Origin of the sequence: Aeromonas sp. (assembly GCF_050252055.1) — a bacterium.
In the GTDB taxonomy this organism is placed as follows: Bacteria; Pseudomonadota; Gammaproteobacteria; order Enterobacterales; family Aeromonadaceae; genus Aeromonas; species Aeromonas caviae.
The window spans coordinates 238,937-260,335 of record NZ_JBFWLQ010000004.1 but is presented as its reverse complement, the minus strand read 5'-3'; the positions used below and the strand labels follow the sequence as shown (position 1 = coordinate 260,335).

Below are 21,399 nucleotides of genomic sequence, written 5' to 3'. Positions count from 1 at the left end.
AGTCATCGCATGCCATGGCAAGCGATGGCGCCACCAGCGCCCGGACATGACGCAATCAGAGGAGAAAGCCCGGTATCGATCCGCCAACCACCGATGTAGAGAAGGAATAACGCTATGATATTGAATCACTTATGGGGATTGTATGCCCATCCCCACACCGAATGGCATACCATAGACGAGCGGCACGACAGCTTCAGAAACAGTCTGACCCACATCCTGCTCGTGGCCCTTATCCCTCCCATCTGCGCCTACTATTCCGCCGTTCACATCGGCTGGAGCATCGGGGTCGGCGATCCCATCACCCTGACCGCCAACAGCGCATTCAAGCTGTCGGTCGCCATGTACGTGACCCTTATCATCGGCGTGCTGGCACTCTCCTATCTGGTGCACTGGATGGGGCATACCTTCGGCTCGGATCCCAGCTACACGACCTCGCTGGAGCTGGCGGCCTACACCTCCACGCCACTCTTCATGGTGGGCTTCTCCGCTTTCTTCCCGCATCTCTGGTTCGTGATGCTCATCGGTTTGGTCGGGCTGACCTATTCCGTCTACCTGCTCTATATCGGCGTGCCCATCCTGATGCACATCACCAAGGAGCAGGGATTCATCTACGCCAGCTCAGTGGTGACGGTCGGCCTGGTGTTGCTGGTCTGCGTGCTGGCTGCCACGGCCATCCTGTGGGGATCCGGCTTCGGTCCCGTCTTCACCCAGTAGCCGTGCGTGCCGACGGCAACGACGACAAGGGCGCCTTGATGGCGCCCTTGTCGTTGATCTCTCGCCTGGTCGGCGTGTCTAGACCAGGGAGGGACGTCGTCTGCGTTGATCAGCGGGGATTGCCGCTGCCGATGCCGAACGGGATGCGGTAATCGCTGCTCTGATCGCCGAGGCTGACGGTCAGGTTGCCCTGGGCGCGGCTCGGGATCTGTACCTGTTGGGTACCCATCAGGTTGGCGTGGACGGAGGCTACCAGATCACCGGATTCATCGCGCACCTCCAGCATGGGGTTGGCCTTGCCGGCCATGGCGGCGCTGGCATGCCAGTTCACGAACAGCACACCCGGGGTGGCGTTGAAGTCGGCGGGGACGGAAGCCTGGGCAACACCGGCACTCATCAGGCCTGCAACGGCCAGCATCTTGATCACGTTTTTCATGTTCATTCACTCTCTTGGTTTTTATGTCATTGGCAAGGCCTGACAGGCCTGCATCAATGCATCCTTGCAAGAGGTCATTCAAATGGTGTGTTGTTTTGTCACGGAGGTTTGTCGCCCATATGTATGGGGGACTGCCATGAACGACCAGTTGTTTTGCGGCTTGGCGCTCCTGCCTAAGCGATGCATGAATATTAAGCGCCTCACCCGGTCATTGTTAGCGAGATAAACTGGCCTACACGTTCAAAAAATATGAATGATGTTTTGTGGGGGGGGACATAGACGGGTTGGAGGGGAGTCACCCTTCCGGAGAGAGGTGCATGTCCCAGACCTGACACCGGATTGTCACATCCGGTGCGTACTGTGCGGTTTCATTTTAAAACTGCTTCAAGGATGGCTATGTTTCGCGTCTCTTCCCTTGCCGCCTGCGTGGCGGCCACCCTGCTGAGCGGCTGCAATTCGGGCAACGACTCCTCCTCGCCTGCCGTCGGCGACTATCAATACAGCACCAAGGCGGTCTATGCCGCCCGTCAGGCAATGAATAGCTATGAGGTTGCCCCTGAAGGCTTTAGTCCCGTCTTCACCGAACTGGTGGCACGCCATGGCTCCCGCTCGCTGTCCAGCCCCAAATATGATGTGCTGACCAAGCTGGTGTGGGAGGATGCCGCGAGGCAGGGGGCCTTGACCGAGCTGGGCCAACGGCTCGGCGCCAAGGTGGACGCCGTCACGGCCGCCAACCAGACCCTCGGCTATGGCCTGCTGAGTGCGCTCGGCAAGGAGGAGCACGCCAACCTGGCGACCCGGCTCGCCGAACGGCTGCCCACCCTGCTGGCCACTGAATCGACTCCCCTCTGCCTAAAGGTCGAGACATCGGGCAAGGATCGCGCCAACGAAAGCGCCTACTTCTTCATGCAGAGCCTGGCCAAACGGGTCTCTCTGGTGACCGACAGCCCCGACTGTTACGTAAGCCAGGAGAACCCTTCCGAGATCGACAAGGGGCTGCGCAACAAGTTCGAGCTCTACTTCCACAAGACCGAGCCGCAGGGGGAGTACACCCGGTATCTGCCCACCTTCCAGGCCTATCAGGCCTTTGTCGGGGACGAAGACAACGGGGTGGCTCCCGCTCCCGAGCTGACCGAGGCCCTCGATGCGCTCAAGGCCCTGCCCAGGACCCGGGTGATGGCCCGCGAGATGCTCGAGCGTCTCTACAGCAAGGCCTTCGTCGACGAGCTGGCCGCCGGGGTGGATTACGTGGCGGTGAATCCGGAAGACGGCGGCAAGACCCATGTGCGCGACGAGGTGGACGCCGCCCTCATGCTCTACAACCTCTTCATCATCGGCCCGGGGATGATCCGGGAGGCGCAGGCACAAGGCGGGTCCTGGGATCTCGAGCAGTTCATCACGCCAGAGGAGTCTGCCTGGTTCTCCTACCTTTCCGATGCCGAGGACTTCTACGAGAAGGGGCCGAGTCTTGCCAGCCAGAGCGCCACCTACGCCGTGGCCCAGCCCCTGCTTGACGGCCTCTTCAACGAGGTACAGACCCAGGTGGTGGAAGAGGCGGGCGAGCATGTCGCCAAGCTGCGCTTCGCCCATGCGGAGACCCTGATCCCGCTGGCGGCCCTGATGAAGCTGGAAGGGAGCCGCCAGAGCGCCCAGCCCGGCATGCTGATGAGCCAGGAAAACAACGAATGGCGTGGCGGCTGGGTCTCTCCCTATGCGGCCAACATCCAGTGGGATGTCTACCGCAACGAGGCCGGCCGGGTGCTGGTGAAGATGCTTTACAACGAGAAGGAGCTCGCCTTCAAGGCAGGTTGCGCCCCCATTGCTGTGGGCAGCTTCTTCTATGACTTCGGCGAGCTCAAACGCTGTTACGACTACTCGTCCTGACGCGCTCGTACCATCCCCGGGGCCGGTCATCGCCGGCCCCGATTTTTTTTGGTTCAGGCGGAGCCGGCTTGTCGACGACCCGTCTGCCAGGTGGTGCCCATGGAGGCGGCGATGATGGCGGCTATCCCGAGCCATTGGGACGGGGGCAATTGTTCGCCCAGCCATACCAGTCCCATCAAGGCTCCCATGGCCGGTTCACCGCTGGTGAGAATGCCGTAGCTCTTGAGGGGAAGGCGGCGCAGGGCAAACATCTCGAGAGAGTAGGGGATGGCGCTCGAGAGCAGCCCCACCCCGATGATGGTGAGGATCACGGGGACGGTGAATGACGCCTCGATCGCACCCTCAAGCCCGAAGGGCAATACCAGCAGGGTGCCCACCCACATGCCCAGCGCCGGAGCCTGTGCGCCCAGCAAGGCTCCTGCCCGCTTTCCGGTGAGCATATAGAGTCCCCAGAAGAGGCCAGCCCCGAGAGCCAGTGTGGCACCCAGGGGATCGATGGCCTGCTGTGTTGCCCGCAGGGGCAAGAGCAGCAGCAGCCCGGCGATGGCCAGTATCAGCCAGATGAAGTCTGCCCGGTGGCGTGAGGAGAGCAGGGCCACCGTCAGGGGGCCGATGAACTCGATGGCCAGGGCAACGCCGAGGGGAATGCGTGCGATGGCGAGATAGAAGAGCAGGTTCATGGCCCCAAGCGACAGGCCGTAGGGGATGGCGCCCAGCAGGGTGCGTCGGTCGAGGGGGGCACGCCAGATGCGAAACACCAGGGAGAGAAGGAGGGCGGCGCACCCCAGCCGGAACAGGGTCGTGCCTGCGGCTCCGAGCAGGGGAAACAGGGATTTGGCCAGGGAGGCGCCGAGGGTGATCGACAACATGGCGAGCAGGACGGCCAGAAGAGAGGAGAGGGCATTGGGATTGGGTTGCATGGTGTTCATACCGGGCAGGACGATGGGCAGTAAAATATATCTGGAGACTTGGGTAAAACCGGTCTAATACTGGCCTTGTGCGATAATTTTTATCTAATGAACCCCATGACCGACAAATTTGATCTGCTCATCCTCGCCGAGCTGCAACAGGATGCCCGTCTGCCCACGCCGGAGCTGGCCCACAGGGTCGGTCTTTCCGCCCCAGCTTGCTACCGCCGCGTCCGCGCCTTGCGGGAGTCCGGTCTCATCGAGCGGGAAGTGGCGCTGGTGGCATCGTCCACCATGGGCTGGCCCATCACCATGCTGGTGCTGGTGACCCTGGAGCGGGATCATGGCCGCATCGTCGATGAGATGATCGCCAGCCTGCAGCGGGAACCCGAGGTGATGGATCTCTGGTATGTGACGGGGGAGCAGGACTTCGTGCTGCAAGTAGCCGCCAGGGACATGCAAAGTTACGAGCAGTTCACCCGTCGGGTGCTCCATGCCAGGGATCAGGTACGCAGTTTCAAGACTCTGGTGGTCATGGGACAGCACAAGCGTTGCGGCGCCTTGCTGCCCGGGTAAAGAGGGGGTTGCGCCGAAGCCTTGCCGGCATTGCGGGAGCGCCGTCAGGGAAACGAACAGGGGCAGGTACGGCCTGCCCCTTCTGTGTCAGCCAGGTTCTCCGGGCGCCAGCTCCTCTGCCGTCATGGGGCGCAAGACCCGGCAGGGATTGCCGACCGCCACCACGCCTGCCGGAATGTCTTTGGTGACAACGGACCCCGCCCCGATGACGCTGTTGTCCCCTATGGTGACGCCCGGGCAGATGACGACGCTGCCCCCAATCCAGACGTTGTTGCCGATACGCACCGGCTTGCCGAACTCCACCCCCTTGATGCGCGGCGCTACCGCCACCGGGTGGGTAGCGGTGTAGATCTGCACTCCGGGGGCCAGCAGCACGTTGTCGCCTATGTGTACCTCGCACACATCCAGGATGGTGCAGTTGAAATTGGCGTAGAAATTCTCGCCGACAAAGATGTTGGCGCCATAGTCGCAGAAGAAGGGGGGCGTGATGAAACAGCGTTCTGCGCGGCCACCCAGCAGGCGGGTGAGGCGCTCATCCCAGCCAGGGGCATCGGTTCGCTCCCGGTTCAGTTCTCCCAGCAGGGCGCGGCACTGCTCCCGCGCAGCCCGCAGTTCGGGGTCCCCTGCATCATAGGGCGCTCCCGCCACCATCTTCTGCCACTCGGGGCCACGCACGGCGGGCCGCTGCACTGTTGTTGCGTCAGTCATCATTGCTCCATCAGCCAGATCAGGGATTCGTAAGGGCGCAGCTTGCAGGATTGCGGGCGGGCCGGGCTATCCGGGTAGTTGCCAAGCAGCAGTCGCCCCTCCCCGCTTTGCAGCTCGGCAGGCAGGGCAAACTCCACCGGCTCGCCGTAGAAGTTGCTCACCACCAGCAGGGTCTGACCGTGGGCGCGGCGGGCATAGGCCCAGATCTGCGGGTGCCCGGTCAGCAGCTCCTGATAATCCCCCTGAGTGAAGATGGGGTGCGCCTTGCGAAGGGCGATGAGATCCCGATAGTGCCAGAACACCGAGTGCTGGTCGGCGAGCGCCGCCTCGGCGTTGATCTCGGGGTAGTTGGCGGCTGGCTTGAGCCAGGGCGTCCCGCTGGTGAAACCGGCGTTGGGGGCGGCACTCCACTGCATCGGGGTGCGCGAGTTGTCCCGGGACTTGGCGCCGAGAATGGCGAGGATCTCGGCCTCGCTCATCCCTTCCGCCTGCTTGATGGCGAAGATGTTGCGGCTCTCCACATCCTGATAGTCGTCGATGTGCTGATAGCCGGGGTTGGTCATGCCGATCTCCTCCCCCTGATAGATGTAGGGGGTGCCTTGCAGGCCGTGCAGCGTGCTGGCCAGCATCTTGGCGGCGACCACCCTATGCTCGTCCTCATCGCCGAAACGGGAGACGATGCGCGGCTGATCGTGGTTGCACCAGAAGAGCGCCGACCACCCCTTGCCATGCATACCGCTCTGCCAGTGGTTGAAGATGCGCTTGAGTTCGAGGAAATCGAACGGGGCCTTGGTCCACTTGTCGCCGCCCGGGTAATCCACCTTGAGGTGATGGAAGTTGAACACCATGGAGAGCTCGGAACCATCCAGCGCGCCATAGCGCTGGCAGTGTTCCAGGCTGGTGGAAGACATCTCGCCCACCGTCATGGCCCCCACGGGGGCGAAGACGTCGCGGCTCACATCCTGCAAAAATTCGTGGATGCGCGGCCCGTCGGTGTAGAAGCGGCGGCCATCCCCCACCTCGTCGTCAGGGAATGCCTGATCCTTGGAGATGAGGTTGATGACGTCGAGGCGGAAACCGTCGACCCCTTTCTTCGCCCAGAAATGGATGATCTTCTTCACCTCGGCGCGCACGGCCGGGTTCTCCCAGTTGAGATCCGCCTGCTCGCGGGCAAAGAGGTGCAGGTAGTACTGGCCGGTGGCCGGGTCCAGCTCCCAGGCGCTGCCGCCAAACTTGGATTGCCAGTTGTTGGGCACGCCGCCGTCCACCGGATCTTTCCAGATGTAATAGTCGCGATAGGGGCTGTTCTTGTCTCCCAGCGCCGACTTGAACCAGGCGTGCTCGGTGGAGGTGTGATTCACCACTATGTCCATCACGATGCGGATGCCGCGCGCATGGGCGGCGCCCAGCAGGGCCTCGAAGTCGGTCATGGTGCCGTAGGCGGGATCTATGTTGAGGTAATCGGCGATGTCGTAGCCGTTGTCCACCTGGGGGGAGACGTAGACCGGGGTCAGCCAGAGGGCATCGACCCCCAGCGTCTTGAGGTAGTCGAGGCGGGCCATGATCCCCTTGAGATCACCGGTGCCACGGGCGCCGGAATCCTGAAAGCTTTTGGGGTAGATCTGGTAAATCACGGCGCTTTGCCACCAGGGTGTCTGTGTCATGGTTGGTTCGCTCATTGGTTGAAACCGGATTAGTTGGAACAGGGCAACGATAAAAGGCGGAGCCAGGGCTCCGCCGAGGTTGTGTGGATCAGGCCGTGGCCAGATCCAGCTTGCCGGCAGCCTGCTGGCGCTTGTAGACCAGCAGCGTCAGCAGGGCGGGGACCACGATGGCCACCAGCATGGCGATGGCGTAGATGCCCCAGTATTGCGGCTGGATGGAGAGGATGCCCGGCAGGCCGCCCACCCCGATGCCGTTGGCCATCACCCCGGCGAAGCCGCAGATGAGAGCCGCACAGCTTGAGCCCACCATGGCGCACAGCATGGGGAACTTGTACTTGAGGTTGATGCCGTACATGGCCGGCTCGGTCACCCCGAGATAGGCGGAGATGGCGGCTGGGACCGAGATCTCCCGCTCGTTCTCCTTGCGGCTGATCAGGATGATGCCGACGACCGCAGACGCCTGGGCGATGTTGGAGAGGGCGATCAGCGGCCAGATGGGGGTGCCGCCCATGCTCTGCATCAGTTGCAGGTCCACCGCGTTGGTGGTGTGGTGGATGCCGGTGATGACCAGGGGCGCATAGAGGAAGCCGAACAGGGCGGCGCCGATGGGGGCAAACGAACCCGTCATGGCCGCCTTGGCGGCAAAGCCGACGCCGTCACCAATCCAGCGGCCGAACGGACCGATCAGGGCGTGTGCCACGATCACCGCCAGCAGCAGGGAGATGAAGGGCACAATCACCAGGTAGAGATAGGCCGGGATGATGCGCTTGAGGCTGGTTTCCACCCAGGCGAGGAAGACACCCGCCAGCAGGGCCGGAATGACCTGGGCCTGATACCCCACCTTCTGGATGACGAAGAGGCCGAAGTCCCACACTTCCGGGGTCTGCTGGCCGATGCCATAGGCGTTCATCAGTTGCGGCGACACCAGTGTGACACCCAGCACGATGCCGAGGATCTCGGAGCCGCCCATCTTCTTCACCGCAGACCAGCAGACACCCACCGGCAGGAAGTGGAAGATGGCTTCACCCAGCAGCCAGAGGAAGGCGTGCACCTGGGCCCAGAACTGGCTGATCTCGGTGAGGGTGTGGGTGCCGTCGTCGAACATCTTGATATCGCCGATGACGTTGCGAAAGCCCAGGATCAGACCACCGGTGATGATGGCGGGCAGCAGGGGGACGAAGATCTCCGCCAGGTGGGAGATGCCGCGCTCCAACGGGTTCATGTTGTGGCGGGCGGCCTGTTTGGCGGCCTCCTTGCTGCCACCGCTCACGCCGATCTCCTGGGTGAGCGCCTTGTACCACTGATCCACCTCGTTGCCGATCACCACCTGGAACTGGCCGCCCTGGGTGAAGCTTCCCTTCACCGAAGGGATGGTCTCGATGGCCTTGGGATCGGCCTTGGCCGGATCGGCCAGCACGAACCTGAGCCGGGTCAGGCAGTGGCTGACAGTGGTGATGTTCTCTTTGCCGCCGATCCGCTCGATCAGCTGCGCCAGATGCTGTGTGTTGACTTTTGACATGAGCCTTCCCTCTGTGACTCCATGAATAATGGTCGTGTCTTTACCGGCTGGCCAAGGACCGCCCGTTTATTGGTATCGTTCCCAATCAGCATGAAGCCAGTGGCTGGCATCGGCAATGGGAACGTTCCCAATTCGTGGCGCTGGTCACAAAAAGCGCAAAACGCCGGGAATGGAGGAAAAGATAGACTACAGGGGCTGACAGGGGGCGATGGTAGCTTTGGGGGGCTGCCCCTCTTCAATCTGATCGAGCAGCTGTCTGGCGGCCAGTATACCGGCATCCTTGTAGCCGAAATCCAGGCTGAGGGTGTTGGCAAAGAGGAAAGTCAGCATGGGATTGCTGCCAAGGCCGCTCACCAGGATGTCGGTGCGACCCTGCTCCTGCAGGTATTTGGCGGCGCCGATGGCCAGGGTGTCGCTGGCACAGACCATGGCCTGGGTGGTGGGGGTGAGCAGCTCGGCCGCGAGCCGATAGCCGCTTTGCAGACCGAGATCCCCGAGGGCGCTGCGGGGCGTGCGCCCCTGTTCCCGACAGTAGTCGAGGTAAGCCTGATGCCGACGCAGCCCCGTGGTGAGATCGCTGCGTTCCACCCCGAGATAGGCGACCTCGGTTAGGCCACGCTCCCCGAGGTGGGCGAGCACGGCGCGCACCGCCCCGTCATCGTCGAAGCAGACCGACGAGAAGCCGGGGCGCTCGCGGGCCATCAGCACCAGTTTCTCCCTGAGCGGCGCCATGGCGGCATAGTCCAGATCGTTGAAGGCAAACAGGATGATGCCGTCCACCCCGCGCCGCTCCAGCACCGCCAGGTGCTCGCTCACCTTGGTGGGGGAGAACTTGCTCTCCATCAGCACGGCGTCGTAGCCACGCTGGTAGAGGGTCTCCAGCATGCCGCGCACCGCCTGGTTCTCGGAGCTGGAGTCGAGGCGCGACACCACGATGCCGACCACCTGCTGGCTCTGGCTGCGCATGGCCCGCGCCGATTTGCTCGGCACGAAACCGTGCTGGGCGATCACCGATTCGACCCTGGCCCTGGTCTGGGCATTGACCTTGGGATCCTGATTGAGCACCCGGGAGACGGTCGACTTGCCGACCCCGCTGAGGCGAGCGATATCGAGGATGGTCAGTTTCTTTTCCATGGGGGATCCGTGACAGGGGAGGGCGACAACCGGGATGCAGACATTGTTGTGATTAACTCCTGTGAATACAAGCCCATGGCGTTAGAATGCCCTTTCCCAGGCGACTTTCTTCGCCGCTGCACAGGACGCGCATCATGGATCTGTTGGCAAGTCTGCACTTCTCTCTCTCCATCACGGGCCCCATCTGTCTGGTGCTGGTACTCGGCATCTGGCTCAAGCGGCTGGGTCTCTTGCCCGACAGCTTCGTCGAGTCCGCCTCCCGTCTGGTGTTCCAGGTCACCCTGCCAGCGCTCTTGTTTCTCAGCATGGTGCGCACCGATTTTTCCACCATGCCGAGCCCCTGGCTCATCCTCTACGGCCTGCTCGGCACCCTCGCCGGTTTCCTGGTGCTGGAGGTGCTGGCGGCCCGCTTCATCAGCGAGCAGAAATTGCGGGGCATCTTCGTGCAGGGCAGCTTTCGCGGCAACATGGGGATCATGGGGCTGGCCTATGTGCAAAACGCCTACGGCCCGGAGGGGATAGGGGCCGCCGCCCTGCTGGTGGGCTCCATCACTGTGCTCTACAACGTGCTCGCGGTGATCACCCTGACCCGCAGCCTGGGGGGCGGAAAGGGGCTCGCCCCCATACTCAAGGGGATCGTCAAAAACCCCCTCATCATCGCCATTCTGGCGGCCCTGCCCTTCGGTCTGCTCGGCATCGAACTGCCCCAGCTGGTCATCACCACGGGCAACTATTTCGCCAACATGACCCTGCCGCTGGCCCTGCTGTGCACCGGCGCCAGCCTCAACCTCAAGGCCCTGCGCGGCGGCGCCATGCTGACCGGCTGGGCCACGGTCAACCGGTTGTGCTGCATCCCCGTGCTGCTGGTGCTGGGGGCCTGGGCGCTCGGCTTCAGCCCGCAGGCCCTCGGCATCCTGTTTCTCATCAGCTCAACCCCCACCGCCGCCGCCAGCTATGTGATGACCCGCGCCATGGGCGGTGACAGTGCCCTCGCGGCCAACATCATCGCCACCACCACCCTGGGCTCGCTCGTCACCACCAGCCTGGGGGCCGCCCTGATGAACTACCTGGGACTGATGGGGTGATGGGGCGCCGCCATGATGCACGACCCGGGGTTGACGGGATCGGCATTCACCCTTGACCTTGCCGGAGGCGGCAGCTTTAGGCTGATGTCACATCGACAGAGGAGAGAGCCCATGACCATCGAACTCACCGTTACCGGCATGTCCTGCGGCGGTTGCGCTGCCAGCCTGCAAAAGGCCCTGCTGGCCCAGCCGTCAGTTCGCACCGCCACGGTCGACTTTGCCAGCCGCCAGGCCGTCATCGAGAGCGAGCTGAGCAAAGCCGAGTTGATCGCTCTGATCGAGGCGAGAGGCTTTCAGGTAGAGTGAATTATCACTTAATTGGTATAAATCAGACTAATATTCTGTTTACTTCTTTTTATTGGTGAGAATGATCACTTAAATCCCGTTTAAAAAGAATAAAAATGCTGCAATTCCCTCATCCAAAAGGATTGCAGCATGACCCTTCCCATTCGCAAGACCCTGATCGCCGCCGTACTCGGCCTGACCCTCTCCCCCATGGCCATGGCGCTGCCCAGCGTGCACATTCTGGCCACCGGCGGCACCATCGCCGGGGCGGGCCAGTCTGCCACACAGTCCAACTACGAGGCCGGCAAGGTGGCCATCGAGACGCTGATCGCCGCCGTGCCCGAGATGAAAAACGTGGCCGACGTGCAGGGTGAGCAGGTGGTCAAGATCGGCTCCCAGGACATGAACGACGAGGTGTGGCTCACGCTCGCCAAGCGCGTCAACGCGCTGCTGGCCAGGGATGACGTGGACGGCATCGTCATCACCCATGGCACCGACACCATGGAGGAGACCGCCTACTTCCTCAATCTGACCGTCAAGAGCGACAAGCCGGTGGTGCTGGTGGGCGCCATGCGCCCCTCCACCGCCATGAGCGCCGACGGCCCCATGAACCTCTACAACGCCGTGGTGACTGCCTCCGACCCCGCCTCAAAGGGACGTGGCGTCATGGTGGCGATGAACGACACCGTGCTGGATGCCCGCGACGTCACCAAGACCAACACCACAGGAGTGCAGACCTTCGCCTCCCCCAACTTCGGCCCGCTCGGCTACATCCACAACGGCAAGATCGACTACCAGCGCAGCCCGGCCCGTCTGCATACCAGCAAGACCCCGTTCGACGTGAGCAAGCTCGACAAGCTGCCCCAGGTCGGCATCGTCTACAGCTACGCCAACGCCTCGGACCTGCCGGCCAAGGCCCTGGTGGATGCCAAGTTTGACGGCATCGTCAGCGCCGGGGTGGGCAACGGCAACCTCTACCACACCCTGTTCGACACCCTGGCCAAGGCGAGCAAGGACGGCATTCGCGTGGTGCGTTCCGCCCGCGTGCCGACCGGCTCTACCACCCTGGATGCGGAGATCGACGACGCCAAGTACGGCTTCGTCGCCGCCGAGACCCTCAACCCGCAGAAAGCGCGGGTGCTGCTGATGCTCGCCCTGACCCAGAGCAAGGATCCGGCCCAGATCCAGCGCTGGTTCCAGCAGTTCTAAGACCTCGGCTCGGTCTGATTGACACTACCCCGTGAGATGAAGGGCAGGATGGGATCCTGCCCTTTCTTGTTGCGCCAGAGGCAGAGGCCGGCCCTCAGCTCATCATCAGCCAGCCGCAGAAACCCAGGTAAACCAGTCCCACCAGGGCGAGCCTGCCCGCCGTCATCCGCTCCCGACTGAACCCCCACCACAGCAGCGTGACCGCCAGCAGCGTCACCAGCGAGGAGGCCATCATGGTGCTGTCCAGCAGCCAGGGGGTGAACAGCAGGCAGAACGCCTTGGGAATGGTGCCCTGGATCATCATGGCGCCGGAGATATTGGCCAGCGCCAGCCGGTGTTTGCCCTGCCGCACCCAGATGAGCACGTTCATCAGCTCGGGCATTTCGGTGGCCACCGGGCTCAGCAGCAGGGCCGCCAGCACCGGAGAGAGACCGAACAGCTCGCCCATGTTCTCCAGCTGGTGAACGAACAGCTGGGCCGCCAGCGCCACCACACCGAGCGCCACCAGGGTTTGCAGCAGCACCTTGCCGAGCGCCGGGATCCTGGCGTGCGGATCCAGCATGAGGGGGGAGGGCAATTCCGCATCGTGGCTGTCGGTCTGTTGCAGCTCACGTCGCACATAGAGGAGGTACATCAACACGAACAGGGGGGCCAGCCAGGTTTTACCGGTGAAGGCCACCATGCCAAACAGCACGGCCAACAGGAAGATGCCGGCAAACCAGGCCTGATCGCGGCCTATCTCCCGCTGCACCTCGCCATTGATGGCTCTGTGCTCCCGGCTCATGCACAGCAGCAGGGTCACGCCGACGGCAGCATAGCCTATGGTAGCCAGCACCAGCGGGCCGCCGAGGGCCGCACCTATGCCTATCTGCTGCTGGGCGGGGGCATCCCCCATCAGCAGCGCGGTCAGGGTGACGATGCATTCGGGCAGGGCCGTGCCGAGGGCAGCCAGCAGAGAACCGGTGGCGCTTTGGGACAGTTTGAAATGATGGCCGGTCCATTCGATGCCGTTGACGAAGTATTCGCAGGCCAGATATATGGTGACGGCAGAGATCAGAAATAACAGCAGGGTGATCAGCATGATGAGTAACCGCCAGGCGAGCAGAACAACCGATGGACCCGATACGGCTCGCCCGGCTGGCGTGCATATCGAGGCCAAAGGTCTTGCAGGACGATAGGTGCTATCGCCGCCCATGCCATGGATCTGTGGATCCAAGAGTGTTGACATGGGCCCTGCCCGGATTTCGGGCGGGTTGCTACTCCCCAGTGACAGTGCGGGCTTTTTACCAAGTGGCTCGGTGAGGCGCAAGGCCAACAGGGGATGATCCGCGCGACAAGTTGTAAAAGGATGTGACAACCCCTCGATTCTCCCGTCCGGGATCCTGATCTTTTTACGGGGATCCTTGTGCTGGCACAGCGATTGCTACGAGTTGGCTACTGTCCACATTGACTTGGGAAGGGTGAACGATGAAACGGTGGATCCAACATTTTTACCAGCTTAATCGCCTCAACTGGCTGATGGTCTGGCTGCTGCTTTGCTGCAGCATCATCCTGCTGTTTCCGGCCGGATTGATGAAAGGCGCCGTGAGCCAGTGGGCCACGGCTCATGCGGCCTGGCTTGGGGTCGGCATGTTGATCGCCATCTCCTATTTCTGCAGTCAGGGCTTCCTGATCGCCTGGGAGTGGGCCTGTGACGAGTGGCAGTCCCGCCGCCAGCAGGATCAACTGGCCCAGATGATTGGCTTCCTCGACTTCAACGAGAAGGCGGTGCTGCGGGAGTTCGTACTGCAACGGAAAAGCGTCATAAACCTGCCGATCACCGAACCCGCCGTCAAAAACCTGATGGATGCCGGCGTGCTCACCTACGCCTACGGCAAGCCGGCGCGAGAGAAGGAAGACGAGAACCAGATCCGCGCCCTGATGATCGCCCTGCCGGCGCGCCCTCTGCTGACCTACAAGGTTCTGGGACTGTCGCGGGGCAAGATGAGCGACGAGCAGGTGGAGCAGATCATGAATGCCAGGCCAAAATTCGCGCAGAAAAGCCTCCAGCGCTGACCTTCTCCCCCCATGAAAGAAAAGAGCCGGACATCTGTTCCGGCTCTTTGCTGTCTGGCGTTGCTTATTCGGTTCTGGCCTTGAGGTAGCCGGCGTAGTCGGGCACCTGGACGCTGAATGCCTGCTGCATGTGCGGGCTGTCCATGATGAAGTCCGCCGTCGCCTCGTTGGTGGCGACCGGGATGTTCCAGACGGCCGCGAGGCGCAGCAGGGCCTTGACGTCAGGATCGTGGGCGGCGGGATTGAGGGGATCCCAGAAGAAGATCATCACGTCTATCTTCCCTTCGGCGATGAGGGCGCCGAGCTGCTGATCCCCTCCCATGGGGCCGGAGAAGAGGCAGGTAATGGGCAGCTGCGCCTTCTTGCCGAGCAGGGTGCCCGTGGTGCCGGTCGCATAGAGATGGTGGAGCTTGAGCTCCTCCTTGCGGCGCAGCACCCAGTTCAGCAGAGGGGCTTTCATGTTGTCGTGAGCCACCAGGGCAACCCGTTTGTGGGGCGCCATCTCGCGTGCAATCAGTTCCATGGAGGTCATCCGTAGCAAAATGATGGGAATGGGGTCGTATCCTAATCGAAAGCGGCGCCTGCCGCTGCCCCATGCATCGTAACTGTGATCCCGGAGGCGGTTCAATCCGGCGCCTGCCATCCTGACAGCCTCTGGCCTGCCTTGTCAGCAACCAGGTTGGCTACCGTATCGTTGGGCAAGATCTCTGCCGCTGGTGCCATGAAAAAACCCGCCTGGGCGGGTTGGGATTGTCTCTTGATGTCATCGCGATTCAGGATGACTCGGCATGGAGCTGGGATTGCTGGTAGTTTTCCAGACCGATACGGGCGATGAGATCGAGTTGGGTTTCCAGCCAGTCCACATGCTCCTCTTCATCTTCCAGGATCTCCTGGAACAGGTCGCGGCTGACGTAGTCCTGCACAGACTCGGCATAGGTGATGGCGACTTTCAGGTCGGGGATGGCGTCCATCTCCAGAGACAAGTCACAGCGCAGCATCTCTTCCACCGTCTCACCGATGCGCAGCTTGCCCAGATCCTGCAAGTTGGGCAGCCCTTCCAGAAACAGCACCCGCTTGACCAGCTCGTCGGCATGTTTCATCTCATCGATGGATTCGTGATACTCCTTGTGCCCCAGCCCCTTGAGGCCCCAGTCATCATAGATGCGGGCATGCAGGAAGTATTGGTTGATGGCAACCAGCTCATTGGCCAGCACCTTGTTGAGGTGGGCAATGATTTTGGGATCTCCTTTCATCGACATTACTCCTCGTTTTCGAGCCTAGGCAACGATCACTAGAGCTTAGCCCAGAAACATGACCATAACGTGATGGGGAAAGTCGTCCTCTGGAGGGCAGAAGGAGAGATGAAGATGAGAAGTCGGCGGTTTTACGCCACTTCGTAATAGAGCGGTGCCTGTTCTGACTCCATCTTGTCGATTTCGGTAGCGATGATCTCCATCGCCATGCGCACACATTTACCACATTGGGCACCGACTTCCAGCGACTGTTTCAACTGTCGAAACTCAGTCTTGCCTGCCTGTACCGCCTTGCGGATCTGGTTATCTGTGATGCCGCGGCACAAACACACGTACATAATCTGGACCTCATGCTGGAATGAGATGAAATCTAAATGAGAATGGTTCGTAGTGCAAAGAACGAATGGTAATAAGATCCCGTGCTTGCCAGTGATTCCACCCTTGGGGAGAATGCCTTTATCAGAGAGGATGCGAACATGTTCAAAAAACTATTCAATGCCCTGTTCAAGGGAGAGATCGCCCAGAGCCCCGAGGTTGAGCCCATCGAATACATGGGCTATCTCATCTATCCCGAGCCCATGGCGGAAGGGGGGCAATACAGGCTGGCAGGTCGCATCACCAGGGAGATAGACGGGCAATTACAGACCCATCGCTTCATCCGCTCCGATCTCTTTGCCAACCCGGCGGATGCCGAGCGCTTCATGGTGCAAAAGGCCCATACCTTCATCGACCAGATGGGGGAGCGCATGTTTGAACCCCGCGTGAAGCCAGACGCCAGCCCAGCTCCATGATGTCAGCCGAGCTGCTCGCCTTGCGCCACGCTATCGCTCATGCCGGCGAGCGGCGTCTGATCTGGCTGGAAGGGGAGGAGGGTGACTGCATCGTTCGTGCCGAATCCTTGCTGTGGGGGGCGGTGTTCTGGCTGGGGCAGGGTCCTGAGCGTCATGCTCCGCAGCCTGCCGCCAAGGCGCTTCAACGGCTCGGTCAGGAGTGCGACACCCTGGTATTCAATGCCTTCAGCGGTTTTCACCCCGATGCATTCGGTGCCTTGGCGGGGACATTGAGGGCTGGGGGGCTCTTGCTTCTGCTGACCCCGCCGCGGGAGGTATGGCCGACCTACCCAGACCCTGATCGTCAGAGGCTGGTCGCCCAGCCAGAGGAGGCCGATCGTGCCGGGCAGGGTTTCATCTCCCGTCTGGTACGGTTGCTGGCAGAAGATCCGGCGCGAGATCTGACGCCTGCCTCTTGTGATATTACCTGGCAGCCTCTCGACGGGGACCGGCCGCTAAGCGCGGATCAGGCCCGTGCGCTGCCCGCCATCCACAACGTGTTGCACGGCCATCGCCGACGCCCCCTGGTGCTGAGCGCCGATCGCGGTCGTGGCAAGAGCGCCGTGCTGGGGCTGGCGAGCGCCGATTTGCTGAGTCGGGATCCGGCCTTGACGATAGCGGTGACTGCCCCTTCCCACGCTACAGTGGCGACACTTTTTGCCCATGCAGAGCGCGCGCTGGCAGAGATGCCTGAGCGGCTGGCCGGTCTGAGCTATGTGTCCCCTGATCGGGTGGCTCAAGGAGACGTGCTGGCGGATCTGTTGCTGGTGGATGAGGCCGCAGCCATCCCGACCCCACTGCTGGAGGCCATGCTGGCCCGTCACAGTCGCATTGTCTTCGCTACAACGGAGCATGGCTATGAGGGGACGGGGCGTGGCTTTCATCTGCGCTTCAAGAGGGTACTCGATGAGCAAACCCCGGATTGGCAGGAGCTGCGCCTGGTGGAGCCCATTCGCTGGAGCCTGAGCGATCCGCTGGAGCCTCTGATCTTCCGGCTCCTTGGTCTGAATGCCGACATATCGGCACCTCATCCCCCGACATCACCGACCTGGCGCCTGGTCGGACAAGATGAGCTGGCCCGTGATGACGCGCTGCTCAATCGGGTGTTCGGCCTGCTCGTGCTGGCTCACTACCAGACCAGCCCCAGTGATCTGCGGTATTTGCTGGAGGGGCCGGATCTCGACATTCATCTGATGGAGCAGGGACAGGAGTTGCTCGGGGTGGCGCTGGTCGCGCGGGAGGGCAATATACCCCCTGATCTGGCGCATGCGATCTGGGCCGGACGAAGGCGCCCTCGTGGACATCTGCTGCCCCAGTCGCTGCTGGCCCACGCCGGTTTCGTGACGGCGGGGGAGCGCTCTTATGCCAGGGTGATGCGCATCGCCATCCATCCTGCCCTTCATCGTCTCGGGCTGGGGTCCCGGTTGCTGGACAAGCTGGTATCACATTATCAGGCATTAGGGGTCGATTATCTGGGATCTGCCTTCTCCGCCAGTCCAGATCTGCTGCCATTCTGGCTCAAGGCGGGATTGAAGGTGCTGCGTCTTGGTCTGCAGCGCGATGCGGCCAGCGGCAGTCATGCAGCTTTGCTGCTGATGCCGTTGCAATCGGAATATCACGCCGAGCTGGCGCAATGGCGACAGCGTTTCATGAGCCAGTTGCCGGCCCTGCTGGCGGGTGAACTCAAGAGGCTGGATACCGAACTGGTCTGGCTATCCCTCAGAGGCGGACCTGTCACTCATGTGCCGGATCTGGATGAATTCGAGCATCGGGAACTCGATTGCTTTGCCCACCATCACAAGCCATTCGAGTTGTGCCAGGCGACACTGCAACGCTGGCTGCTTCGGCAAGTGATGATGCTGGATGCGTTGAGTCAGGATGAACGACGGTTGCTGATCGCCACCATCTGGCAATATGTGCCCTGGTCAGAGCTGGCTGCCCGACAGGGTGTCGCGGGCAAACCCGCCCTGATAAAAGCATTGCGCTCCCTGCTGGCCAGACTGCTGGCTCAGCAAGCCCCAGCGGGCTGACCCCGCCTCTGGCACGGCAGAAAACCACGGAGCCCGGGAGGAACCAATGGACCCTCCGGGTTCTGCACATCGATTCGACCCACCATGGCTGAAGCTCTCTCCGTTCAAGACGTGGCCACCCCGGGACCCGTTTCTCCCTCTTCCCTGCTCGCGTTTTGCCCATTGCCACTGCTCTGATGAGCCTGGTCAGGCTGTCTGCATTTTGGTTTTTTCTGAATATGGACTAATACTTGAATGTGAAATGAATTTTAATAAATGCATTATTTTCAGATGGTTAGTGTTGAGTTCATTGAACGCAGGCCATCTTCTCCAACGTGCACAGGGAGTGCAATGTGAGAAACGATGCAGCTCAGGCAGGTGCCGGAATGATGATGTGGTTCATCAGCAGCAGTGCCTTTGCCAATGAGATCCGGTTCAACATGACGCGCGGGGCGACCGCCATCAGCCAGCAGGTCTATGACCTGCACATGACGATTTTCTATATCTGTTGCGTCATCGGTCTGCTCGTCTTCGGCATCATGTTCTGGTCCATCGTGCACCATCGAAAATCGCGCGGTGCCAAAGCCGCCCAGTTTCACGAAAGCACCCGCATCGAGTTGCTGTGGACGGCCATCCCCGTGTTGATACTGATCGCGATGGCGGCACCGGCAACCTCGACCCTGTTGAAGATGGAGGATACCTCCAAGGCCGATCTCACCGTCCTCGTCACGGGCTCGCAATGGAAATGGCATTACAAATACCTAGAGTATCCAGTGGCGTTTTATTCCCTGCTGGCGACCAGCAAACAGCAGATCTCCGGTGATTCCCCCAAGGGCGGCAATTATCTGCTGGAGGTGGATAACCCTCTGGTATTGCCGGTCGGCAAGAAGATCCGTTTCCTGATGACCTCGGACGATGTCATTCACTCCTGGTGGGTTCCCGCCTTCGCCGTGAAAAAAGACGCCAATCCTGGCTACATCAACGAGTCCTGGACCCGGATCGACAAGCCGGGCACCTATCGTGGGCAGTGCGCCGAGCTGTGCGGAAAGGATCACGGTTTCATGCCTGTGGTTGTGGTGGCCAAATCCGCAGAGGAGTTCGAGAAGTGGATTGCCAGAAAGGGAGACGAGCAGGCAACTGCCAAGGCACAGCAACAGGCGCAGGCAGCGGAGACCATGACGTTGCCACAAGCCATGGCACAGGGGGAGAAAGTCTATCTGGGGCACTGCGCTGCCTGTCATCAGCCCGCGGGTACCGGATTGCCCGGCATCTTCCCGGCGCTCAATGGCAGCAAGGTGACCACACAGGCGGAACATCGGGCCCAGCATCTGGACATCGTCCTGCATGGCAAGAGCGGCACGGCGATGCAGCCTTTTGGCAAACAGTTGACGGCGCAGGAACTGGCCGCCGTCATCACCTATGAACGCAATGCCTGGGATAACAAGACCGGCGACCTTGTGCAGCCAGCCGAGGTGCAGTCCCTTCTCAACCCGGCCAATCCGGACAAGGACAAGTGAGGCGTCGGCATGAGTGATGGAATCACGGATACCCCGCACAGCGAACATGTCCACCAGCCAGCGGCCGGTCTGAGGCGCTGGCTCTACACCACCAATCACAAGGACATCGGTACCCTGTATCTGTGCTTTGCTCTCACCATGTTCTTTACCGGTGGCGCCATGGCCATGGTGATCCGGGCAGAACTGTTCCAGCCCGGACTGCAACTGGTGGAACCCCTGTTTTTCAACCAGATGACCACGGTACACGGCCTTATCATGGTCTTTGGTGCCGTCATGCCCGCCTTCACCGGCCTCGCCAACTGGCTGATCCCCATCATGATTGGGGCTCCTGACATGGCGCTGCCCCGCATGAACAACTGGAGCTTCTGGATCCTGCCGTTTGCTTTCCTCATCCTCCTGTCGAGCCTGTTTATGGAGGGAGGCGGCCCCAGTTCTGGCTGGACCTTCTATGCCCCCCTGTCCACCCAGTACAGCGGCAACAGCACGGCCCTGTTCGTCTTTGCCATTCACATCATGGGGATCTCCTCCATCATGGGGGCCATCAACGTCATCGTGACCATCTTCAACCTGCGGGCGCCGGGCATGGGCTGGATGCAGATGCCGCTGTTTGTCTGGACCTGGCTCATCACGGCGTTTCTGCTCATCGCTGTCATGCCGGTGCTGGCGGCTGCGGTGACCATGGTGCTGACGGACAAGTATTTCGGGACCAGTTTCTTCGATGCGGCCGGTGGGGGGGATCCTGTCTTGTTTCAGCACATTTTCTGGTTCTTCGGGCACCCGGAAGTCTACATCATGATATTGCCGGCTTTCGGCATCGTCTCCAGCATCATTCCGACCTTCTCCCGCAAGAAGCTGTTCGGTTATCGCTCCATGGTCTATGCCACCAGCAGCATCGCCTTGCTCTCCTTCATGGTCTGGGCTCACCACATGTTCACCACCGGATTGCCCGTGGTGGCGGAGCTGTTCTTCATGTACACCACCATGTTGATCGCGGTGCCGACAGGGGTAAAGGTATTCAACTGGCTTGCTACCATGTGGCGTGGTTCTCTGACATTCGAGACCCCCATGCTGTTTGCCATCGCCTTCATCACCCTGTTCACCATTGGCGGTTTCTCCGGGCTGATGCTGGCCATGACGCCAGCTGATTTTCAGTATCACGACACCTATTTCGTAGTGGCCCATTTCCACTATGTGCTGGTGACCGGTGCCGTCTTCTCGATCCTGGCTGCGGCCTACTACTGGTTGCCGAAATGGACGGGGCACATGTATGACGAGCGGCTCGGCCAATGGCACTTCTGGTGTTCGCTCGTCTCGGTCAATGTGCTGTTTTTCCCCATGCATTTTGTCGGGCTGGCGGGCATGCCTCGCCGCATTCCCGATTACGCCCTGCAATTTGCCGACTTCAACATGCTGATCAGCCTGGGGGGCTTTGCCTTCGGCCTGTCCCAGCTGCTGTTTGTCTGGGGTGTGATCAAATGCATCAGAGGCGGAGCCAAGGCGAGCGATCGGGTATGGGAGGGGGCCGAGGGGCTGGAATGGACGCTCTCTTCTCCCCCTCCCTATCACAGTTTCCAGACTCCACCGGATATCCGGTCGGAAGAGCGTTAGGGAGG

General features: G+C 61.3%; 21 protein-coding genes and 1 riboswitch. Of the genes, 11 read left to right on the top strand and 10 right to left on the bottom strand.

All coding sequences use genetic code 11. From position 1 onward, the window contains the following. Window positions 1-114 precede the first annotated feature (114 nt). Window positions 115-714: a Yip1 family protein gene (locus AB7E19_RS09365; RefSeq protein WP_029314835.1), complete on the top strand. Its 600-nt coding sequence runs from the start codon at window positions 115-117 to the stop codon at window positions 712-714. Between the two features lie 109 nt (window positions 715-823). Here the strand turns inward: AB7E19_RS09365 and AB7E19_RS09360 are convergent, their stop codons facing one another. Further along, window positions 824-1,156: a hypothetical protein gene (locus AB7E19_RS09360; protein ID WP_039039727.1), complete on the bottom strand. Its 333-nt coding sequence runs from the start codon at window positions 1,154-1,156 to the stop codon at window positions 824-826. A gap of 384 nt (window positions 1,157-1,540) precedes the next feature. On the opposite strand from AB7E19_RS09360, the gene AB7E19_RS09355 reads away from it, so the two are divergent. Beyond that, window positions 1,541-3,034 carry a histidine-type phosphatase gene (locus AB7E19_RS09355; RefSeq protein WP_322131152.1) on the top strand — a complete coding sequence of 498 codons (1,494 nt, stop codon included), beginning with the start codon at window positions 1,541-1,543 and terminating at the stop codon, window positions 3,032-3,034. A gap of 53 nt (window positions 3,035-3,087) precedes the next feature. Here AB7E19_RS09355 and AB7E19_RS09350 read toward each other — a convergent pair whose 3' ends face one another. Next, window positions 3,088-3,963, bottom strand: a complete 876-nt coding sequence (locus tag AB7E19_RS09350; RefSeq protein WP_322131151.1) for an EamA family transporter — start codon at window positions 3,961-3,963, stop codon at window positions 3,088-3,090. A gap of 96 nt (window positions 3,964-4,059) precedes the next feature. Between AB7E19_RS09350 and AB7E19_RS09345 the strand changes: the two genes are divergently transcribed. Next, the gene (locus AB7E19_RS09345; RefSeq protein WP_322131150.1) at window positions 4,060-4,518 is read left to right on the top strand and encodes an Lrp/AsnC family transcriptional regulator; all 459 of its coding nucleotides are present in this window, start codon (window positions 4,060-4,062) and stop codon (window positions 4,516-4,518) included. 87 nt (window positions 4,519-4,605) lie between these two features. On the opposite strand, the gene AB7E19_RS09340 is transcribed toward AB7E19_RS09345, so the two are convergent. From AB7E19_RS09340 to treR, 4 genes are all read right to left on the bottom strand, one after another. Beyond that, window positions 4,606-5,226, bottom strand: a complete 621-nt coding sequence (locus AB7E19_RS09340) for a sugar O-acetyltransferase (protein WP_048208535.1) — start codon at window positions 5,224-5,226, stop codon at window positions 4,606-4,608. Beyond that, entirely contained in the window at window positions 5,226-6,890 is a 1,665-nt protein-coding gene (gene treC / locus AB7E19_RS09335) for an alpha,alpha-phosphotrehalase (RefSeq protein ID WP_322131149.1), read from the bottom strand. Before treC ends, AB7E19_RS09340 begins: the two co-directional genes overlap by 1 nt. 88 nt (window positions 6,891-6,978) lie before the next feature. Next, window positions 6,979-8,409, bottom strand: a complete 1,431-nt coding sequence (treB, locus tag AB7E19_RS09330; protein ID WP_010675786.1) for a PTS trehalose transporter subunit IIBC — start codon at window positions 8,407-8,409, stop codon at window positions 6,979-6,981. Window positions 8,410-8,595: 186 nt separating this feature from the next. Next, on the bottom strand, window positions 8,596-9,543 hold the full coding sequence (gene treR, locus AB7E19_RS09325; protein ID WP_322131148.1) for a trehalose operon repressor TreR: 948 nt from the start codon (window positions 9,541-9,543) through the stop codon (window positions 8,596-8,598). A 134-nt stretch (window positions 9,544-9,677) separates the two neighbouring features. On the opposite strand from treR, the gene AB7E19_RS09320 reads away from it, so the two are divergent. The 3 genes from AB7E19_RS09320 to ansB all read left to right on the top strand — a co-directional run bounded on the left by AB7E19_RS09320 (window position 9,678) and on the right by ansB (window position 12,122). Beyond that, entirely contained in the window at window positions 9,678-10,628 is a 951-nt protein-coding gene (locus tag AB7E19_RS09320) for an AEC family transporter (RefSeq protein ID WP_069651962.1), read from the top strand. Window positions 10,629-10,739: 111 nt separating this feature from the next. After that, on the top strand, window positions 10,740-10,934 hold the full coding sequence (locus AB7E19_RS09315) for a heavy-metal-associated domain-containing protein (protein WP_042864882.1): 195 nt from the start codon (window positions 10,740-10,742) through the stop codon (window positions 10,932-10,934). A gap of 129 nt (window positions 10,935-11,063) precedes the next feature. Further along, window positions 11,064-12,122 (top strand): L-asparaginase 2, encoded by a 1,059-nt coding sequence (gene ansB / locus AB7E19_RS09310; protein ID WP_010675782.1) that lies wholly within the window; start codon window positions 11,064-11,066, stop codon window positions 12,120-12,122. A gap of 94 nt (window positions 12,123-12,216) precedes the next feature. On the opposite strand, the gene AB7E19_RS09305 is transcribed toward ansB, so the two are convergent. Further along, on the bottom strand, window positions 12,217-13,203 hold the full coding sequence (locus tag AB7E19_RS09305; RefSeq protein WP_427935053.1) for a sodium:calcium antiporter: 987 nt from the start codon (window positions 13,201-13,203) through the stop codon (window positions 12,217-12,219). Between the two features lie 88 nt (window positions 13,204-13,291). Beyond that, a riboswitch (yybP-ykoY riboswitch) is annotated at window positions 13,292-13,399 on the bottom strand. Window positions 13,400-13,589: 190 nt separating this feature from the next. On the opposite strand from AB7E19_RS09305, the gene AB7E19_RS09300 reads away from it, so the two are divergent. Then, window positions 13,590-14,177, top strand: a complete 588-nt coding sequence (locus AB7E19_RS09300) for a superinfection exclusion B family protein (protein ID WP_041213974.1) — start codon at window positions 13,590-13,592, stop codon at window positions 14,175-14,177. Between the two features lie 64 nt (window positions 14,178-14,241). Here AB7E19_RS09300 and AB7E19_RS09295 read toward each other — a convergent pair whose 3' ends face one another. The 3 genes from AB7E19_RS09295 to AB7E19_RS09285 all read right to left on the bottom strand — a co-directional run bounded on the left by AB7E19_RS09295 (window position 14,242) and on the right by AB7E19_RS09285 (window position 15,768). Beyond that, on the bottom strand, window positions 14,242-14,700 hold the full coding sequence (locus AB7E19_RS09295; protein WP_041211864.1) for a methylglyoxal synthase: 459 nt from the start codon (window positions 14,698-14,700) through the stop codon (window positions 14,242-14,244). 250 nt (window positions 14,701-14,950) lie between these two features. Further along, a complete protein-coding gene (gene bfr / locus AB7E19_RS09290; protein ID WP_010675778.1) occupies window positions 14,951-15,430 on the bottom strand; it encodes a bacterioferritin in 480 nt (159 codons plus the stop codon). 131 nt (window positions 15,431-15,561) lie between these two features. After that, on the bottom strand, window positions 15,562-15,768 hold the full coding sequence (locus AB7E19_RS09285) for a bacterioferritin-associated ferredoxin (RefSeq protein WP_010675777.1): 207 nt from the start codon (window positions 15,766-15,768) through the stop codon (window positions 15,562-15,564). Window positions 15,769-15,906: 138 nt separating this feature from the next. Here AB7E19_RS09285 and AB7E19_RS09280 point away from each other — a divergent pair, with 138 nt between their 5' ends. The 4 genes from AB7E19_RS09280 (at window position 15,907) to ctaD (ending at window position 21,394) form a co-directional block, all read left to right on the top strand. Beyond that, window positions 15,907-16,221, top strand: coding sequence for an HlyU family transcriptional regulator (locus AB7E19_RS09280; RefSeq protein ID WP_041211748.1), 315 nt, complete (start codon window positions 15,907-15,909; stop codon window positions 16,219-16,221). After that, window positions 16,218-18,290: a tRNA(Met) cytidine acetyltransferase TmcA gene (locus AB7E19_RS09275; protein WP_322131145.1), complete on the top strand. Its 2,073-nt coding sequence runs from the start codon at window positions 16,218-16,220 to the stop codon at window positions 18,288-18,290. Before AB7E19_RS09280 ends, AB7E19_RS09275 begins: the two co-directional genes overlap by 4 nt. A 365-nt stretch (window positions 18,291-18,655) precedes the next feature. Then, on the top strand, window positions 18,656-19,786 hold the full coding sequence (gene coxB / locus AB7E19_RS09270; RefSeq protein WP_427935048.1) for a cytochrome c oxidase subunit II: 1,131 nt from the start codon (window positions 18,656-18,658) through the stop codon (window positions 19,784-19,786). Between the two features lie 9 nt (window positions 19,787-19,795). Then, the gene (gene ctaD, locus AB7E19_RS09265) at window positions 19,796-21,394 is read left to right on the top strand and encodes a cytochrome c oxidase subunit I (protein WP_069784288.1); all 1,599 of its coding nucleotides are present in this window, start codon (window positions 19,796-19,798) and stop codon (window positions 21,392-21,394) included. The last annotated feature ends 5 nt before the right edge of the window (window positions 21,395-21,399 follow it).

Excerpts from the sequence above, each read along its gene's own strand:
- AB7E19_RS09365 (WP_029314835.1), top strand. The coding sequence starts at position 115 with ATGATATTGAATCACTTATGGGGATTGTATGCCCATCCCCACACCGAA.
- AB7E19_RS09360 (WP_039039727.1), bottom strand. The coding sequence starts at position 1,156 with ATGAACATGAAAAACGTGATCAAGATGCTGGCCGTTGCAGGCCTGATG.
- AB7E19_RS09355 (WP_322131152.1), top strand. The coding sequence starts at position 1,541 with ATGGCTATGTTTCGCGTCTCTTCCCTTGCCGCCTGCGTGGCGGCCACC.
- AB7E19_RS09350 (WP_322131151.1), bottom strand. The coding sequence starts at position 3,963 with ATGAACACCATGCAACCCAATCCCAATGCCCTCTCCTCTCTTCTGGCC.
- AB7E19_RS09345 (WP_322131150.1), top strand. The coding sequence starts at position 4,060 with ATGACCGACAAATTTGATCTGCTCATCCTCGCCGAGCTGCAACAGGAT.
- AB7E19_RS09340 (WP_048208535.1), bottom strand. The coding sequence starts at position 5,226 with ATGACTGACGCAACAACAGTGCAGCGGCCCGCCGTGCGTGGCCCCGAG.
- treC (WP_322131149.1), bottom strand. The coding sequence starts at position 6,890 with ATGACACAGACACCCTGGTGGCAAAGCGCCGTGATTTACCAGATCTAC.
- treB (WP_010675786.1), bottom strand. The coding sequence starts at position 8,409 with ATGTCAAAAGTCAACACACAGCATCTGGCGCAGCTGATCGAGCGGATC.
- treR (WP_322131148.1), bottom strand. The coding sequence starts at position 9,543 with ATGGAAAAGAAACTGACCATCCTCGATATCGCTCGCCTCAGCGGGGTC.
- AB7E19_RS09320 (WP_069651962.1), top strand. The coding sequence starts at position 9,678 with ATGGATCTGTTGGCAAGTCTGCACTTCTCTCTCTCCATCACGGGCCCC.
- AB7E19_RS09315 (WP_042864882.1), top strand. The coding sequence starts at position 10,740 with ATGACCATCGAACTCACCGTTACCGGCATGTCCTGCGGCGGTTGCGCT.
- ansB (WP_010675782.1), top strand. The coding sequence starts at position 11,064 with ATGACCCTTCCCATTCGCAAGACCCTGATCGCCGCCGTACTCGGCCTG.
- AB7E19_RS09305 (WP_427935053.1), bottom strand. The coding sequence starts at position 13,203 with ATGCTGATCACCCTGCTGTTATTTCTGATCTCTGCCGTCACCATATAT.
- AB7E19_RS09300 (WP_041213974.1), top strand. The coding sequence starts at position 13,590 with ATGAAACGGTGGATCCAACATTTTTACCAGCTTAATCGCCTCAACTGG.
- AB7E19_RS09295 (WP_041211864.1), bottom strand. The coding sequence starts at position 14,700 with ATGGAACTGATTGCACGCGAGATGGCGCCCCACAAACGGGTTGCCCTG.
- bfr (WP_010675778.1), bottom strand. The coding sequence starts at position 15,430 with ATGAAAGGAGATCCCAAAATCATTGCCCACCTCAACAAGGTGCTGGCC.
- AB7E19_RS09285 (WP_010675777.1), bottom strand. The coding sequence starts at position 15,768 with ATGTACGTGTGTTTGTGCCGCGGCATCACAGATAACCAGATCCGCAAG.
- AB7E19_RS09280 (WP_041211748.1), top strand. The coding sequence starts at position 15,907 with ATGTTCAAAAAACTATTCAATGCCCTGTTCAAGGGAGAGATCGCCCAG.
- AB7E19_RS09275 (WP_322131145.1), top strand. The coding sequence starts at position 16,218 with ATGATGTCAGCCGAGCTGCTCGCCTTGCGCCACGCTATCGCTCATGCC.
- coxB (WP_427935048.1), top strand. The coding sequence starts at position 18,656 with ATGATGATGTGGTTCATCAGCAGCAGTGCCTTTGCCAATGAGATCCGG.
- ctaD (WP_069784288.1), top strand. The coding sequence starts at position 19,796 with ATGAGTGATGGAATCACGGATACCCCGCACAGCGAACATGTCCACCAG.